The sequence below is a fragment of the Nonomuraea rosea genome, from assembly GCF_039539705.1.
GTDB classification, from domain to species: Bacteria; Actinomycetota; Actinomycetes; order Streptosporangiales; family Streptosporangiaceae; genus Nonomuraea; species Nonomuraea rosea.
The window spans coordinates 87,204-103,230 of the sequence record NZ_BAABDQ010000046.1; the positions used below are offsets into that span (position 1 = coordinate 87,204).

Annotated in this window: 10 protein-coding genes and 1 pseudogene; 5 read left to right on the forward strand and 6 right to left on the reverse strand. The window is 68.5% G+C overall.

Annotated elements, in window-relative coordinates; genetic code table 11:
* Window positions 1–55 precede the first annotated feature (55 nt).
* The 4 genes from ABEA43_RS56700 to ABEA43_RS56715 all read left to right on the forward strand — a co-directional run bounded on the left by ABEA43_RS56700 (window position 56) and on the right by ABEA43_RS56715 (window position 8,659).
* Complete coding sequence (locus ABEA43_RS56700) at window positions 56–5,323, forward strand: non-ribosomal peptide synthetase/MFS transporter (protein ID WP_345575764.1); 5,268 nt, start codon at window positions 56–58, stop codon at window positions 5,321–5,323.
* Window positions 5,256–6,452 (forward strand): condensation domain-containing protein, encoded by a 1,197-nt coding sequence (locus ABEA43_RS56705; RefSeq protein WP_345575766.1) that lies wholly within the window; start codon window positions 5,256–5,258, stop codon window positions 6,450–6,452. The genes ABEA43_RS56700 and ABEA43_RS56705 overlap by 68 nt, the downstream gene beginning before the upstream one ends.
* Window positions 6,449–8,227: a N,N-dimethylformamidase beta subunit family domain-containing protein gene (locus ABEA43_RS56710; RefSeq protein ID WP_345575769.1), complete on the forward strand. Its 1,779-nt coding sequence runs from the start codon at window positions 6,449–6,451 to the stop codon at window positions 8,225–8,227. Before ABEA43_RS56705 ends, ABEA43_RS56710 begins: the two co-directional genes overlap by 4 nt.
* A 267-nt stretch (window positions 8,228–8,494) precedes the next feature.
* Window positions 8,495–8,659, forward strand: coding sequence for a hypothetical protein (locus ABEA43_RS56715; RefSeq protein WP_345575771.1), 165 nt, complete (start codon window positions 8,495–8,497; stop codon window positions 8,657–8,659).
* Window positions 8,660–8,682: 23 nt separating this feature from the next.
* On the opposite strand, the gene ABEA43_RS68445 is transcribed toward ABEA43_RS56715, so the two are convergent.
* From ABEA43_RS68445 to ABEA43_RS56740, 6 genes and pseudogenes are all read right to left on the reverse strand, one after another.
* Window positions 8,683–8,979, reverse strand: a complete 297-nt coding sequence (locus ABEA43_RS68445; RefSeq protein WP_425570632.1) for a transposase — start codon at window positions 8,977–8,979, stop codon at window positions 8,683–8,685.
* 119 nt (window positions 8,980–9,098) lie between these two features.
* Window positions 9,099–9,446, reverse strand: a pseudogene (locus ABEA43_RS68450) (transposase); the annotation flags it as partial.
* Window positions 9,447–9,651: 205 nt separating this feature from the next.
* Entirely contained in the window at window positions 9,652–10,857 is a 1,206-nt protein-coding gene (locus tag ABEA43_RS56725; RefSeq protein ID WP_345575775.1) for a phosphotransferase family protein, read from the reverse strand.
* 429 nt (window positions 10,858–11,286) lie between these two features.
* The gene (locus ABEA43_RS56730) at window positions 11,287–11,826 is read right to left on the reverse strand and encodes a hypothetical protein (protein ID WP_345575777.1); all 540 of its coding nucleotides are present in this window, start codon (window positions 11,824–11,826) and stop codon (window positions 11,287–11,289) included.
* 563 nt (window positions 11,827–12,389) lie between these two features.
* Window positions 12,390–12,749 carry a hypothetical protein gene (locus ABEA43_RS56735; RefSeq protein ID WP_345575779.1) on the reverse strand — a complete coding sequence of 120 codons (360 nt, stop codon included), beginning with the start codon at window positions 12,747–12,749 and terminating at the stop codon, window positions 12,390–12,392.
* A 207-nt stretch (window positions 12,750–12,956) separates the two neighbouring features.
* On the reverse strand, window positions 12,957–13,520 hold the full coding sequence (locus tag ABEA43_RS56740; protein ID WP_345575781.1) for a calcium-binding protein: 564 nt from the start codon (window positions 13,518–13,520) through the stop codon (window positions 12,957–12,959).
* 525 nt (window positions 13,521–14,045) lie between these two features.
* Here ABEA43_RS56740 and ABEA43_RS56745 point away from each other — a divergent pair.
* The gene (locus ABEA43_RS56745) at window positions 14,046–16,013 is read left to right on the forward strand and encodes a hypothetical protein (RefSeq protein WP_345575783.1); all 1,968 of its coding nucleotides are present in this window, start codon (window positions 14,046–14,048) and stop codon (window positions 16,011–16,013) included.
* Window positions 16,014–16,027: the final 14 nt, after the last annotated feature.

Here is a 16,027-nt window from a genome sequence, read left to right on the forward strand (position 1 = left end):
TGGTTCAGTGTTGCATGATCACAAACGTGGCCGCAAGCCCGTAAAACTAGGGAATTTGGGCGCCTTGCGCACTAGGTTCCGCAAATGCCACACTGACCCTGACCAAAATAGGAAACAAGGTTTCCAGTTAGGGGGCGGCCGGACGATGACCACCAGCCTCAAGGGGCTGACGTCGGGCCAGAGCCGTCTGTGGTTCCTCAGCAGGCTCGATCCGGGCAACGCGGCCTACAACATGTTCATCACCGAGCGGCTGATCGGGCCGCTCGACCACGACGCCCTCCAGAATGCGCTCAACGCGGTCGTGGCCCGCCACGAGGTGCTGCGCACCCGCTACACCGACGACGACGGCGAGCCCGTAGCCGTGGTCGACCCGTTTCCCCGCATTCCCCTCGAAGTGGTGGAAGCGCCGACGGCCGAGACGGTCGCCGACCGCACCTCCCGCCCCTTCGACCTTGCCGAAGATCCGGTCATCCGGGCGAGCCTGCTGCGTCTGGGCGCCGAGGACCACATCCTGATCGTGGTCATGCACCACATCGCCGCCGACGGGTGGTCGCTCGGCATCCTCATGCGCGAGCTCTCCGCCTGTTACAACGCCACCGTCCGTGGCACAGAAGCCCTCCTTCCCCCTTTGCCGGAAATTTCATACGTTCAGCCGACCGATCCGCCGCAGGAACTCCTCGACCGATTAGCCGGAGTCATGCCGCTGGAACTGCCCACCGACCGGCCACGGCCGAAGATCAAGAGCTCCGCCGGAGACCGGGTGGAGATGCTTGTGCCCGCCGGGCTCGCCGGTGACATCGCCGCGCTGGCCAGGCGGCAGCGCTGCTCGTTGTTCATGACGCTGCTCGCGGCCTTTGCCGCCCAGTTGTCCCGGTACACCGGGCAGGAGAACATCTGCATCGGCACACCGGCATCCACCCGGACCAGCGAGGAACTGGAGCCGGTGATCGGCTTCCACATCAACACGCTTGCGCTGCGTACCGACCTGACCGATGACCCTGCCTTCACCGACGTACTTCGCCGCGTGCGCGGCACGTGTCTTGCCGCCTACCGTCACCAGGACGTGCCGTTCGACCGGCTGGTGAACGCCCTGGACGTGCCACGGGACCTGAGCCGGACGCCGTTGTTCCAGGTCGAGTTCGTCATGGGTGAAGACGTGGCAGGCGGGCTGGACTTCGAAGGAGTGCGGGCCGAGCCGTACGACCCGGGCACCGCCAGGGCGAAGTTCGACCTGGCCATGGAGGTCGCGGCCGGACCGCGCGGCCTGCGGGTCTTCCTCATCTACAGCACCGACCTGTTTGAACGCGCCACCGCTGAGCGGTTCTGTGCGCACTTCACCAGCGTTCTCCGCCAGGTCGCCGCCGACCCCAGGATCCGCCTGTCCGACCTGCGGCTGGCCGACGACGCCGAACTCGCGCTGCTCGATCAGTGGGGCCGCGGCAAACCCGTCCCACCCGCCGCACGCACCCTGCACGAGCTGATCACCGTCAGGCCGGGGAAGACCGCACTCGTGTACGGCTCCCGCCGGGTGAGCTACGAGGAACTGGACGGCCGGGCCAACGCGCTCGCGCACCGGCTGCGGGAACTGGGCATCGGCCGTGATGACCGGGTCGCGGTCTGCCTGGAGCAGTCGCCGGAGCTGGCCATGGCGGTGCTCGGCGTGCTCAAGGCGGGCGCGGCCTATGTCCCCATCGACCCAGAACAACCCGCCGAGCGGCTGGCCTATCTGCTGGCCGATTCCGCTGCCAAGGCGCTGGTCGCAACGGGACCGGTGGGCGGCTTCTCCGGCCCGGTCCTTGGCATCCCGCAAGAGGTGGCACCATCCGCACCGCAGCGGACAGCCGGGCCCGACGATCTCGCCTACGTGATCTACACGTCCGGGTCGACCGGACAGCCGAAGGGCGTGGCCATCCAGCATCGGCAGGTGCTCAATTACCTCGCGGACGTCCAGGAGCGCTTCCGTGTCGAGGACGGCCGCAGCTTCGGCCTGCTGCAATCCTTGTCCTTCGACTTCGGGATCACCGTCTTCTACCTGGCGCTCATGACGGGCGGCACCCTCCACCTGTATCCCCCGCGGATCTCCGGCCCAGAGCTCACCGATCACGGGCTGGACTACCTCAAGATCACTCCATCGCACTTCGGCGCCCTCGCCTCCGACGTGACCCCCGAGCGCCTCCTCCCCCGGCGCCTGCTGATCTTCGGCGGAGAGGCGTTGAGCTGGGCCTACGCCCGCGATCTGGCCATGCTGGGCGGGTGCGAGATCGTCAATCACTACGGGCCCACCGAGTCGACCGTCGGGGTCACCACCTACACGGTCAAACCCAACGACGACGTAAGCGGCCCGATCACGCCCATCGGCCGCCCGCTCGGGCACGCCCGCATCATGGTCCTGGACCAGAACCTGCGACCCGTGCCCATCGGCGTGGCGGGCGAACTGTGTGTAGGCGGCGACCGCCTGGCACGCGAATACCTCAAGCGGCCGGACCTCACCGCCGAGAAGTTCGTCGAGCACGACGGCGAGCGCGTCTACCGCACGGGCGACCTGGCCCGCTGGCTGCCCTCAGGCGACCTGGAGTTCCTGGGCCGCCGGGATCTCCAAGTCAAGATCCGCGGCTACCGGGTCGAACTCGGCGAGATCGACGAGGCCCTGGCCAAGGTGCCGGGCATCTCGCACGCGGTGGTCGACGCGCGCGGCGAGCTTGGCGCCAAGGAGCTCGTCGCCTACCTGGTCGGAGAGCAAAGGCCGGCCCGCGAACTACGCGAGCTGCTGGGCGCCCGCCTCCCCGACTACATGGTGCCCACCCGGTATGTCTGGCTGGACCGCTTGCCGCTCAAGACGCACGGCAAGGTAGATCGGGCCGCGCTGCCTGAGCCCTCCGGGGATCGGCCCGATCAGGCGGCGCCGTACGAGAAGCCCGTCAACCGCGTGGAAGAGGTCATCGCGGCGACGTGGGCCGAGGTGCTCGGCGTGTCCAGCGTGGGCGTGCTGGACGACTTCTTCGACCTGGGCGGGCACTCACTGCTGGCGATGCGGGTGATCGCCCGGCTTGCGCGGGAGCTTGGTGTGCCCGTCAGCGTCATGGATCTCTTCCAGCACCCCACGGTCCGTGGGCTGGCCGGGATCGCAGGAGGCGGCGGAGGGCCGCGCGGACTGCTGTATCGGCTTACACCACCCCGCGCGGTGGACAGGACCTTCGTCTGCGTTCCGTACGGCGGCGCGAGCGCGGTCGTCTACCAGCCGCTGGCCGATGGGCTACCCGACGACACGGCGCTGTATTCGGTGGCGGTCCCCGGGCACGACCTCGGCCTGGCCGAAGAGCCACGCCCGCTGGCCGAGGTGGCACAGAGCTGCGTGAGCGAGATCCTGGAGAAGATCTCCGGCCCACTCTTCCTCTACGGCCACTGCGGAGTGGGCGGCGCGCTGATCGTGGAGATCGCGCGCCTGCTGGACAGCGCCGGTCGGCCCGTTGAGGCGGTCTACCTGGGCGGGGTGTTCCCCTTCGCCAAACCCACGCGGGGGTTCCTGGGGGTATGGGCACGCCTGACCGGGAGTGACCGCTGGCGCAGCGACCGGGGACAGCTGAACTGGCTGACCGGGATGGGCGCCGACCTGAGTGACCTGGATGAGGAACAACAGGCGTTCGTCATCAGGAACATGCGCCACGACGGGCGGCAGGCGGAGACGTACTTCACCGAGTTGCTCGAGTCAGGTGCCCGTCCGCTGAGCGCGCCGATCATCTCCGTGGTGGGCGACCGGGATCCGACGACGGATTACTACGAGGAGCGCTACCAGGAGTGGGGGTTCCTGACCGATCGGACCGGCCTGGCGGTGATTCCCGAAGCCGGCCACTACTTCCAGAAGTACCGGACGGCTGAGCTGGCCGCCATCCTCACCGCGCCCCCCGGCACCCACTTGGGCCCGGGGAGCCGCCAAGGGTCGGACCTGCCGGACCCGAGTGTGGGGCGGTTCTTGGTGGTGGCGTTGGGGCAGATGGCCACGATCGCCGGCGGGACCATCACGGAGTTCGCGCTGCCGATCTGGATCTATCTGCAAACCGGGCAGCTGGTTCAGATGGCGCTTCTCACCGTGCTGGCGGTCATCCCAGGCGTGCTGGCCGCTCCCCTGGTAGGCGCAGTGGTGGACCGGTCGAGCCGCAGGGGCGTGATGCTGGCCGCGACCCTGGCCGGGCTGGTGATCCAGTCCACTGCGGCCGGGCTGCTGTTCACCGGAAATCTTACGGTGGAGGCGTTGTACCCCCTGCTCACCCTGCTGTCGATCGCACTGGCCTTCCAACGGGTCGGCTACAACTCGGCCATCCCGCAGCTGGTGCCCAAGCGCTACTTGGGACACGCCAATGGTGTCGCCCAGATGGCGGCGGGTGTCGCCCAGTTCGTCGCACCCCTGGCAGCCGTGGGCCTGATGTCCACCATCGGCCTACAAGGCATCCTCATCGCCGATATTTCGGGATATGTGATCGCAGCCGCCATTCTGGCCGTCACCGCCTTCCCCGCCACTCTCGCCCGCCGGCGCAGGGAACCCGTGGTCACAGAGATCAAAGAAGGCTTCCGCATCTCGATCGGCAACGAGAACTTCCGCGCCATGGTGGTGTTCTTCGCCCTGCTGGCATTGGTGCTCTCCCCGGTCTTCATGCTCTATCCGCCACTGGTCCTGTCGTTCGCCACGCTGCAGGATGTCGGTGTCATCGCCCTGTGCGGCGGTGCAGGAGCGGCCACCGGCGGCCTGGCCATGAGCGTGTGGGGCGGGCCGCGCCGCAGACGCATGACCGGCATGCTGCTGCTCACCCTGATCATCGCCGTGTGCTGCGTCCTGATCGGCCTCACCCGTGACCTGGTCCTCATCGGGATCGGCGCATTCGGCGTGTCGCTCGGCCTCGCTCTGGTCAACGGCGTCTACGCCACGATCATCCAGGTCAAGGTCCCTCAGCGGTTCCATGGACGGGTGTTCGCCCTCAACCAGATGGTGGCCTGGTCCACGATCCCGCTCGGCGTCGGGGTGCTGACTCCGCTGGCGGAAAGGGCCTTCGACCCCCTTCTGCTGCCCGGCGGGGCACTCGCCACAACGGTCGGCCAGATCATCGGGACGGGACCCGGCCGTGGTATCGCCCTCATCTACCTCGCCTTCGGCCTCTTCATCGCCCTGCTGGTCGCCGGAGCGCTGCGCATGAGGGTTCTGTCCAGGTTCGACACCCACGTCCCGGACGCGACCCCCGACGACCTGATCGGAAGGAGCGATCATGAACGGACCATTGACCTGGGGCCAGAAGGCGATATGGCAAGCCGTAGAACGCACCAGGCCGGATGACCACTACTTCAACTTCACCAAGATCCTTGAGGTTCCAGAACGGGCCAGGCCGCTGAGTACCGCCCGCGCCATCCAGGCCGTCGAGGATCTGGTGACGAGGCATGCCGCGCTGCGCACCCGGCTGGGCTTCGACGGCGAGCCGTACCAGATCGTGGAAGAACACGCGGAACCCGAGATCTGGCCGGGCGCAGCGCCGGAAGAACTGGAGGCTCCGGCCTTCGACTACGAGAAGGAGTGGCCGCTTCGCGTCGGCCTGGTCACCGACGGCGGCGAGGTCACCCGCATCGTGCTGGTCTTCTGCCACATGGCCACCGATGGCCTGGGCGGCGACATCGCGCTGCGGGATCTTCGGATGCTACTGGTTCGCGGCAGAGTCTCCGGGCCACTCCCGCCGCAGCCGCTGGACCTGGCCCGCTGGCAGATCAGTCCCGAGGGCAGACAGGTCGCCCGTACGGCGGCCGAGCACTGGGAGGCGTGCGAACCGGTCGTCATGTTCGACAACCCACCCGGCGCTCCCGCCAGCCCGCCGATCTGGCGGGCCGACCTGGCGTCCCCCGCCTTGGACCTGGCCTTACGCGCCTTGGCCCACCGCCACAGGACCAGCACCTCCACGGTCGCGCTGACAGCGGTGGCCGCGCTCGTCGGGCAGGTCACCGGCCGCGCGAAGGTCGCTATCCTGCCCATCGTGCACAACAGGTTCAGATCCGATACGGCCCGCATGGTCAGCACCCTGTCTCAAGAAGGACTGTTCACCCTCGACATCCATGAGGACCTCGGTGAGAGGTTCCGTGCGGCGGGCCCCGCGGCGCTGCGGGCGTACAGCAGCGCCTATCACGACCCGGCCGACCGGGCGAACGGATCCTGGGTACAGCCCCTGGCCTGCTTCAACGACATGCGATCCAGCCACCCGGAACCCATCGACGTCTCCCCTGAGGAGATCGCAGTCGCGCGGCCCCTGTCCACCCTGTCCTGGCCGCTCAGTCAGGACATGCTCAACTGCCGCTTCTGCGTGCACATCACGGATCCGCTGAACATCTCCGTGACCGCCGACACCCGGTTCCTGCCCAAACCCGAGATGGAGCGGTTCCTTCTTTCGCTGGAGAGCACCCTCATCGAGGCCGTCAGGTGAGCGTCAGCGCGTATGCGACCGCCACCTCCTGTGCCCAGGGCGAAACGCTGAAATTCCAGGTTTCCGGCCCCGTGCCGGTGGTGGTGCGGGACGCGACGGATGACCGGGTGGTCTTCACCGGCCACGCCACCCCCGACTGGCAGTTGCCGATCCCCGACTCCTGGCCCAGCTCGCTCTACCGGGCGGTGTTCGGCGAGGAGGTGGCCTGGCCGTACGGGCTCCCCGGCGAAACCCCGTGCCCGGACAACGAGGTCTATTTCGTAGTACGGCAGGCCGTACCGACCTCTCCGATCCTGGTGAGCGTGCCGTTCACGACATGGCAGGCCTACAACCGGGCAGGGGAGCCCGGCCAGAGCATTTACTGGACCGAGTCTCCCACCCGGGCGAGCTGCGTCAGCTTCGACCGGCCGGGCGGCGGGCCGCCGCCGGAACGCTGGGAAGAGGGCCTGATGCGCTGGCTGCGCCCAGCGGGCTACGACGTCGCCTACTGCTCCAACCTCGACCTGCACGACGGGCTGGAGTTCCTGTCGGGCCACCGCCTGCTGGTGGTCAACGGCCACGACGAATACTGGTCTGCCGGAATGCGCGACACCGTCGAGGAGTTCGTCCGTCGCGGGGGAAACGTGGCCTTCTTCGCCGGCAACACCGCGTGGTGGCAGATCCGGCTGGAGGGCCGCACGATGATCTGCTATCGCGATCCGCACGCGGACCCGGTGAGCGACCGCCGCCTGGCGACCGCGGAGTGGTCGACCGTGGGCAGACCGGAGAACACGCTGACCGGCGTCAGCTTCCGTGCCGGGGCCGGCGCGTGGGGACCGTACATGAAGCTGATGTTGCGCGAGTCCTACATGGCACGGTTCGCCGACCACTGGGTGTTCGAGGGCACCGGGCTGGCTGACGGCTCCCCGTTCGGCCAGGGCTGCCTGGGTTACGAGACCGACGCCGCCGAGTTCGAGGAGATCGACGGGGTGCCCCGGGTGACGGGACGCGACGGCACACCCGCCTCCTTCGTCGTACTGGCCACCGCCGACCTACGGCACTGGAACCGGTACGGCCAAGGCGGCATGGCCACGATGGGGGTATTCACCAGCGGACTCGGCACGGTGTTCACGGCCGCCACAGTGAACTGGGGCAACACCCTGAGCGACCCCGTCGTGACCCGCATCACGCGCAACGTCCTGGATCGGCTGTCGGAACCACGACCCGATTGGGAGGTCATCGGTCCAGGCGGCGTACGGGCCATGGCCGTGCTGGGCCGGACGCTCTACGGGGTGAACGAGGAAGGTGAGCTGGTCGAGCGCGAGCTGTGCGGGCAGAACCTGCCCTGGCGCGCGACAGGCTCCGGTGGCGGCGTCTGTGCGCTGGCCGCACCGCGCGAAGCCATGGCCGGGGTGCCGCAGGGTTTGTTCGGCGTGACGCCCAACGGCATGCTGAAATTTCGGGACAACGGAACGTGGCAGGTGATGGGCGAAGCACCCACCGGCGCGATGGCCCTGGCCACGGCTGATTGCGCGTTCTATGTGGTGGCCGACGACGTCATGTGGCGGCTGGACTTCGGCGCAAGCCAGTGGGAGTCCTGCGGCCCAGCCGGCGGCGTGATCTGGCTGGCAGCCGCGAACGGCCGCCTGTGGGGCGTGGACATAACCGGACGGTTGCTGACCAGACTGCCCCCCGATTCGCTCTGGAAGGAGTACGGCACGGCCGACGGCCCCATCACCGCCCATGCCGGCCGGCTCATCAGCGCAGGAGACCTACTGCGCTGGCGCGCGACCTGACTCGCGTTGGCTTAGGAGACATACTGCACTGGCGCGAATGCTGACCGACCGACTCCTACGTCTCGGTGCTGCCTGAGGTGGCCCACAAAGCTGCCCGGGAGACGGCGGAGCTGGTGCTGAGAGCGGCGTCCAAGCTCAGGCGGGAGCTCAGCGTGTGTGCGCCTGCCGATAATGTCATCCGCCCAGGCCATGGCCTTCAGGCCTGGGCGCGGTGTGACGCGATTCCGGCCACCAGGAGAGGGACCAAGTGCGGCATGATGATCGGCCGTGCTCCTTCGACTGGCCTGTCTCACTGTCACGAACACCTTCGCCGCGCTGCGATTGCTGCCGATGGGCGATCGGGACAAGGACGTGGAAATTCTCGCCCTGCGCCACCAGATCACCGTCCTTGAACGGCAGCTCGGCGCCGACACCAGAGTCAGATTCGCCTGAAGGACTCTGCTGGTTAACTCGTTTCAGGCGGTCAGGGCTGGTTCGAGTCGGGCCAGGTGGCTGGTGCGTTTCCGTTCCCGGGGGTGGCCGTTCCACCAGGCGTCCAGGCGGATGAGGTTGATGGCGATGGCGGAGACGATGTGTTCGAGGTGGACTTTCTTGATGCCGCGGTAGCGGGCGCGGCGCAGGCCGGTGACGGTGACGGCTTGGTGGATGGTGGCCTCGATGCCGCATCGGATGACGTATTGGTCGCGCCAGGCGGGGGTGGTCTGTTCGGTGCGGGCGGCGTCGAGGGTTTCCTGGATCGCTCGTGGGTGCAGGGTGTGGAGTCGGTGCGCTGCCGGCCACCCGCCGCCAGCAACCCTCGCTCCTGCAACGCCGACAGCAGCAGATCCAGCGGCTTTTCCTCCAGCTCATGGGCGATCAGCCGGGAGCGGAACTCACTCAGCACACTGGCATCGAAACCCGCATCGTCCAGGCTCAGGCCGAGCGCGTATTTCCAGGTCACATCGGTGGCCACCGCCTCAGCGGCCTGCCGGTCGGTGAGATTCTCCACCCGCTGCAACACCGTGATCAACGCCAGCCGCCCCGGCGACCAGCCCGGCCTGCCCTCCCTGCCGAAGGCGCCCGCGAATGACTCATCAGCGAACACCTCGCCGAGCTCATCGCGCACCCGGACCGGTAACGGCACCTGCCGCTTGCCTCGATAGATGGCCCGGATCGCCGCGGCCACCTCGGGCGCCGGCTCCGGCCACGGCATCGGCTGCATCGACATCGCCGCCTCCATCCACCCCCGGCAGCCAGGACGAAGACACCGACGACTGCTGCCACACCGCTCATGATCAGGACAGGCGCCATCAGATCATGAACCGGAGCTACCAATCCGAGTTAACCAGCAGAGTCCTTCAGGGCCCCAAGCGAGCAGGGTTCCGGTTTTTCAAAATCGTTTGAGGCGCGTGAGAGCCGTCCAGGGACGACCGTGCTCACGCCGTTCAAGGACGGGCAGCGCGGAGGGCTTCTCGGAGTTCGCCGGCAGGATCTCCGTCGTGGTAGACGTGCTCGCTGGGCTCGATGCCGTCAAGGAATTCCTGGTAGCGGGCCGCGTGGAACAGATGCTGGTAGGGCTCGGCAAGTTCGAGGGCTCGGGCCGGATCTGAGCCGCTCGCGTGCTTGTGCCACGCGTCGATCCAGGCCGTGGTCGGCAGGTGCCAGTCGGCCTCGGGCATGAACATCCGGGCGCGCAGGCCGTCCAGGACGGGATGGCCGGCGTGCGCGTCGGCGAAGTCGAGCACGACCGTGGTCCCGCCGTTGGAGCGCCAGTTGCCCGTGTGGAAGTCGCCGTGCACCACGGTCTCGGGTAACCCGCACGCGTTGAGTTCCGCGACCAGAGCGGGCAGGGCGTGGACGAGCGTGTGGGCCTGCTCTCGTTCCTCAGGCGTGAGATCCGTTCGGTCGATCACCTCGCCGACGCGCTTGGCCAGGCCCTCCGGCGTACGGCGGGGCAGGCTTGCAGGAGGAGTGGCCGCTGCCTGGGCGGCGACGAAGCGGGTGATGGTCGTACGGATGACATCGGGTGAGGCGTTCCAGCAGTCCTCGCCCGGCACGTGATCGAGCAGGACCCGGCGGCCGGCCGAGTCGGCGGCGATCACGGTCGGCACGATCGCCGGGTCGGCCTCGGCGAACGCCGCCATCACGCTGCCTTCGTCGGCGGCGAACTCCGGCGTGATCTTCAACCAGACCGGGCCGCCGAGCGCCGGGATGCGAAACAGCCCCGCGAGGTTCCACGTCTTGACCTGCCTGGACGGGCCGAGCGCGGGTCGTCCGGCGGCGCGGAGCGCGTCATCGGCCCAGGCCAGGGCGTCTCGTACGCCGTGGGGCGTGGCCCACGCGGAGCGCCCTGCCTGGATGTCCCGCAGGTCAGCCGGGACGCTCGGGGAAGGCCTCTTACAGGCACGCGACGCAGCTCGCCGGGAATCGCCGAGGAACTCGGCGTGATAGGTCACGTGGCCGCCGCGCGGCGGATGGCCGCCTTCGACGCTCACCAGACGCAGGACCACGACGGGCCCGCCCAGCACGGCTTCGAGATACTCGACCACCGGCTCGACCATCGCCCACCACGGGACCGCCACCGGGAACGGGCCGACGACGCCGAGATCCTCATCACCACAGGTGACCAGGGCGGTCACGGTTCTCTCCACGCCGCCCAGTGTGCGGGCCGCCAGCCGGGTTCCGCGAACGGTTTTCTGGTGGTCCCGGGCCCCGGACCACCAGGCGGGGACAGCGACCTGTGCCTGAGGCGTGAAGACGGCGAGTGGAGCCTGCAGGGCCCGGACGCATGATCGAGGTGGACGGGTCCGGCTTCGGTGGCACCATCGCCGCGGGAACGTGCGCGGTTAAGAAACAAGGCTTCGAATGCGGCCTAAGCAGCCGATGCACACACCACCGAGCAGGTCGAGTCGCGCCGTGCCCGGGTGCGCCGTCCCCGCCTCTCGGCCGATGTCCCGTCTCGTTCGGCTTGAGGCATGTCCTGCCCCTGACCTGCGGTGCCTCAGAACGGATGAGACGAAGTGGCACAGGAACCGGCTCGTCGCTCATGAGACGAATCAGCTTCATTCCGCATTGGTCCGCTATGGCTGTTCACCCGTGGACGCTTCGCCTTCGCCGTGCCCTAGTTCGAGTACGCCGAAGGCGAAGTCCTGGTTCGGGGGGTCCGCGCTCGCGAGCAGGACGAATCGGGCGTCCGGGAGGTCGGCCAAGGCGCCGCCGAGGTAGAACTCCTCCTCGAACCGCTCCGTGACGATGTCCATCGGGCCGCCGAAGCCGAGCAGAAGCAGCGCGAGGAGGCGGCGCCGCGGCGAGACGATGCCGGCGAGCAGCGTCTCGTCGTCCTTCGCTGGCCCGTCGTCGTCCAGCCGGTCAAGCAGCTCCTCAACAGTGTCGCCGCTGGCCGCCACGATGTCGTCGACCAGTAGGTCTAGCGCATCGTAGAGGGACGCGGCGCCGCCCCGGGCCGCAAACTCCTCCACACCTCGGGCGCGGAGGCGCGAGACGTCCAGTTCGAGGCCTTCGCCGTACGCGATCGCAAGGTAGCCGCCGCCGCACAGTTCGGGCCGGCACCGGTCCCCGTCCGTCTCCGCGAGGCAGTGCAGCGCTTCGTTGAGATCCATGCCGCGCATTCTGCCGTACGCCTTGGACAGCGTCCGACCGCCCGTCATCAAGCAATCCGGGTCGCACCGGTGCGACGATCCGAACCCGCGGTCGGGTCACCTCCCACCGCAAACGACGCCGCGGCGCCGGTCACCATGGACAGCAGCTCGAACCCCCACCGTCCGCGACGGCCCGTGCGGCATCGCCCACCTCATCCGTCGCGAAGATTGCCCGTGTTGGTGACCAACACCTTTGCGATCATGACTCACATAGGTGAGACAACGGCAGGATGCCTCGTGATCGATGAGACTGCCTCAAGTCCAGTGAGACGGGACAGCCGAAACGGCCGAGCTGGGCGTCTGCGCGATCATGCCGCCAGATTACTTCACGGAAGGGCCATTTCCTGAAGAGAATCGGCATGGCAACGGTTGGGGCGTTGGTTCCCGCGATCATGCTCGTGTGGGGCTCATGATTCGATGCGATCGGACGAAGGGGTCCGGCCGAGCGGGACAGATAGCGTGATCACGTCCAGCCGCCCCGGCCGCCGGTGGCGGCCGGGGCGGCAGTGTCTCCCGGCCAGGGTTCAGGCCGAGACGCCGATCCTCGCGGTGTAGACCACCCGCCCGTTGTTGCCGCTGAAGGAAAGGTCACGGGCGCTCTGGAGGGCCGGGCCGATGTCTTGGATCCCGAGGTCGAGATCGTTGGCGCCGCCGAGGGCGCCGTTGCGCTCCCGAAGCCGGACCAGGACCTCCGTGCGGAACGGTTCGTGGATGTTGAGCGTGACGTTCTCATCGTTCCTGGACTTGTCCAGGCGGTGCGGGCCGGACACGTGCCGCTCGGCCCCACCGTCGATCTTGAGGAAGATGTCGAGCTCGTCGCCGCCCCCTCCGAAGCCGTCGCGGGTCTTGACGCAGTGCAGGTTCGTGATGTTGAGATGTGCCACAGCAGGTCCTCATTCTGGGTAAAGGGGGACAATCATGCCCCCGCTTCTCACATGGGGCCGGGCAGTGCACGGAGATACCCCGGAGTCGCGCACGATGGCGGCTCTTGAGCGTCTGTCGTTCCCCCGTGTACTCGACGGTTCCCCTGTGGATGGATGATCGGGCTCCGTAGATCGGTGCCCGATGACCAGTACGGCGCCGCCGATCTGCTAGGGGCAGAGCACCGTGACTTCGGCAGTGCACGCGTCGACGCCGGTGCCGCCATTGGCGAGGTCGTTGCCTCCCTGGCCGTCGACGATGTCGTCGCCGGGGTTGCCGAAGAGTCTGTCGTTGCCTGCCCGGCCGAGGAGTTTGTCGTTGCCGTCCCTGCCGCGGACCTCGTCTGTGGCCGATCCACCTAAGAACGTGTCGTCGCCATAGCCCATGTCCACCCTCGATGGCAGGGCGGTGTCGTTGATGAACGTGTCGTCGCCGTTGCTCGTGGCCGCCCCAATCCGGAGGATCCCGGCAGCCGGGCATGCCACCTCGTTGGCGGTCACCGCCACGCACGGCGCGGCCGCCGGAACCGTGTCGGCGGAATTGCTGACGTGCAGCGTGCCGCCGACGACGGATACGGTGATGTTGTCCGGCACGTTGCCCGCGATGATCTGCAGCACTGTGCCGCCGCCGGCCACGTTCACGCCGGTGACGGCGTGTGCCGGCCCGGTGATGGCCAGCAGCGTGCCGGTCAGCGCGGCTCCCGCGGTCAGCGCACGCACGCCGTACCAGCGCACGATGGTGGTTCTTGAGCGTCTGTCGTTTCCCCGTGTACTCATCTGTCCCCTTGGTTGGTGAATGATCGGGCTCCGTCGATCGGTGCCCGATGACCCCACTACGGCGCTGCGGCCCTTGTCTGGGTTGTCGAGCGAACTAGCTGGTCAGCGGCGGCGGTTGGGCCGGATCGCGTTCCACAGCGTCACCTCATGACCGTCGTGGGCGAGCAGCATCGCGGTCGGCAGGCCGGCCGCAATACCTGATCCCCGTGCCCTTCCGATCGGTGAAGCGATACGCCCAGGATCGGTCGAACAGGCGCTCACTCTCCAGGTCAGTTGGTCGTTAATCGCTGTCCAATCGCGGCCCGGCGGCGGACACTAGGGGCTGACCCGGCTGCGCTGCTGCCCGAACCGCTGGAGGTGAGGTGCCTGCGTGTCTACGCACCTCGGCGATCTGCTGGACACCGCGCGGCGCGAGCGCTTCGTGGGACGCCGGCGCGAGCTGACCGGCTTCGACGACGCCTGCACCGCCGCTCTGGACGGCGAGTGCTGTTCGTGCACGGCCAGGGAGGCATCGGCAAGAGCACACTGCTGCTGGAATTCCGCGCCCGGGCCCGGGCGGCCGGCCGTCGCGTCGTCCTGCTCGACGGCCGCGATGTCGACCCCTCACCGGAGGGAGCGCAGAGGGCCGTCCGGCACGCCCTGAACCACCAGCCCAGCCGCGAGCCTGACGGCCGGCCGATCGCGGAGCTGCTCGCCGGCGCCGTCCTGCTCGTTGACGGCTACGAGGAGCTCGCCCCGATCGACGCCTGGCTTCGCGACGAGCTGATCCCCGGCCTGAGCGCCGACACCGTCGTGGTGCTGGCCGGCCGCGACCCGCCCGCCGCTCCCTGGCGTACCGACCCCGGATGGCGGCAGCTGATGACCGTCCATCGCCTCGACCACTTCGACGCGGCGGAAAGCGAGCAACTGCTCGCCCACGCCGACGTGGAAGCGCCGGTGCGACCGCATCTGGTTATGCTCGGTCGCGGGCATCCGCTGACCATGGCCCTGCTGGCCGACCTGGCCACGGCCGGGCAGGTGCCCGACGCCCTCGCCGACGCACCGGATCTCATCTCGGCGCTGCTGGCGTCGTTCCTGCGCGATGTGCCCGACGACGCGCACCTGATCGGCATAGCCACCTGCGCGATCGCCTGGCTGACGACCGAGGACCTCCTCGCGCAGATGGTGGGCGCCGACGCCACCGCAGTGTGGCAGTGGCTGGCCCGGCGGCCGTTCGTCACCAGCGGCCCGCGCGGGCTGTTCGCCCACGACCTGGCCCGCGACATACTGGACGCGGAGTTCGAACGTCGCTCACCCGAGCGGTACCGCTCCTATCGCCGGACCATCCACGCCCACACGGTGGCCGGCCTGCGCGCCGGCACCGGCCTTGACCAGCAGCTGCACGCCCAGCAGCTGCTCTTCCTGACCCGAAACAGCCCCCTCAGCAGCGGGATCTCCGCTCTGCGGACGCGCGGCTCCGTCACCGTCGTCCCAGGCCGCCCCGACGAACACGACCAGGTGTGCACGATCATCGAACAGTTCGAGGGGACGGCCAGTGCCCGGCTCGCCCGCGCCTGGCTTTCCGAGCAGCCCGGCCTTCTCAGCGTGGTGCGTACCGGTGACGGCATCGCCGGTTTCGCCTGCCACGTGCTGTGCCCCAGCGGCTCGGCGCTGGAGGACCGGGACCCGGTCGTGCGAGCCGTACTCGACCATGTCACGCGGGAAGGACCGCTGCGCCCCGGGGAACGTGTCCGCATCGTCCGCTTCTGCGGCGGAGCCCGCCACCACCAACGCGACCGGTACGCCCTGCTGGCCGCATACGTCTCCGGCTTCATCCAAGATCTGACCAGCCCGCCCGCCTGGTCGGTCCACATCGTCATCGACACCGAAGAAGCCGCACCCTTCGCCCGCTACCTGGCCTTCGCGCCGCTGGTCGAAGCCGACGTCGCCGGCCTGCGACACGTCGCCTACGGCGTCGACAGGCGCCGCCTGCCCGTCGACGACTGGCTCGATCTGCTCTGCGAACGCGCGCACTCCGGGGAGACCGGACCACCACCGGCCACGCTGATACGCCCGCCGCCACTGGACCGCGCCCGCTTCGGCGCGGCGGTCAAAGCGGCACTGCAGACCCTGCACCGATCCGACCAGCTCGCCGCGAACCCGCTCATCGCCTCCGCACTGGCCGCCGGCCCCGCCGGCCCGAGTACCGACCGGCTACGCGCCACGATCGAAGACGCCGTCGCCTACCTCGGCCACCAACCCAAAGGCGGACAACTCCAGGCCGTCCTGCACCGCACCTACCTGCGCGCCACCCCCACCCAAGAAGCCGCCGCCCAGATCCTCGACCTGCCACTCAGCACCTACCGCCGTTACCTGGTGAAGGCACTAGAACAGCTCACCGACCTCCTGTGGGCGGTCGAGATCGGAGACCTGCACCTACCGCCGCAACCGACCAGCCCGTCCTCAGCTTGAGCGTCCGGGAACAG

Bases quoted from the DNA above. Each gene is read 5' to 3' on its own strand.
- ABEA43_RS56705 (WP_345575766.1), top strand. From the start codon at position 5,256: ATGAACGGACCATTGACCTGGGGCCAGAAGGCGATATGGCAAGCCGTA.
- ABEA43_RS56730 (WP_345575777.1), bottom strand. From the start codon at position 11,826: ATGGATCTCAACGAAGCGCTGCACTGCCTCGCGGAGACGGACGGGGAC.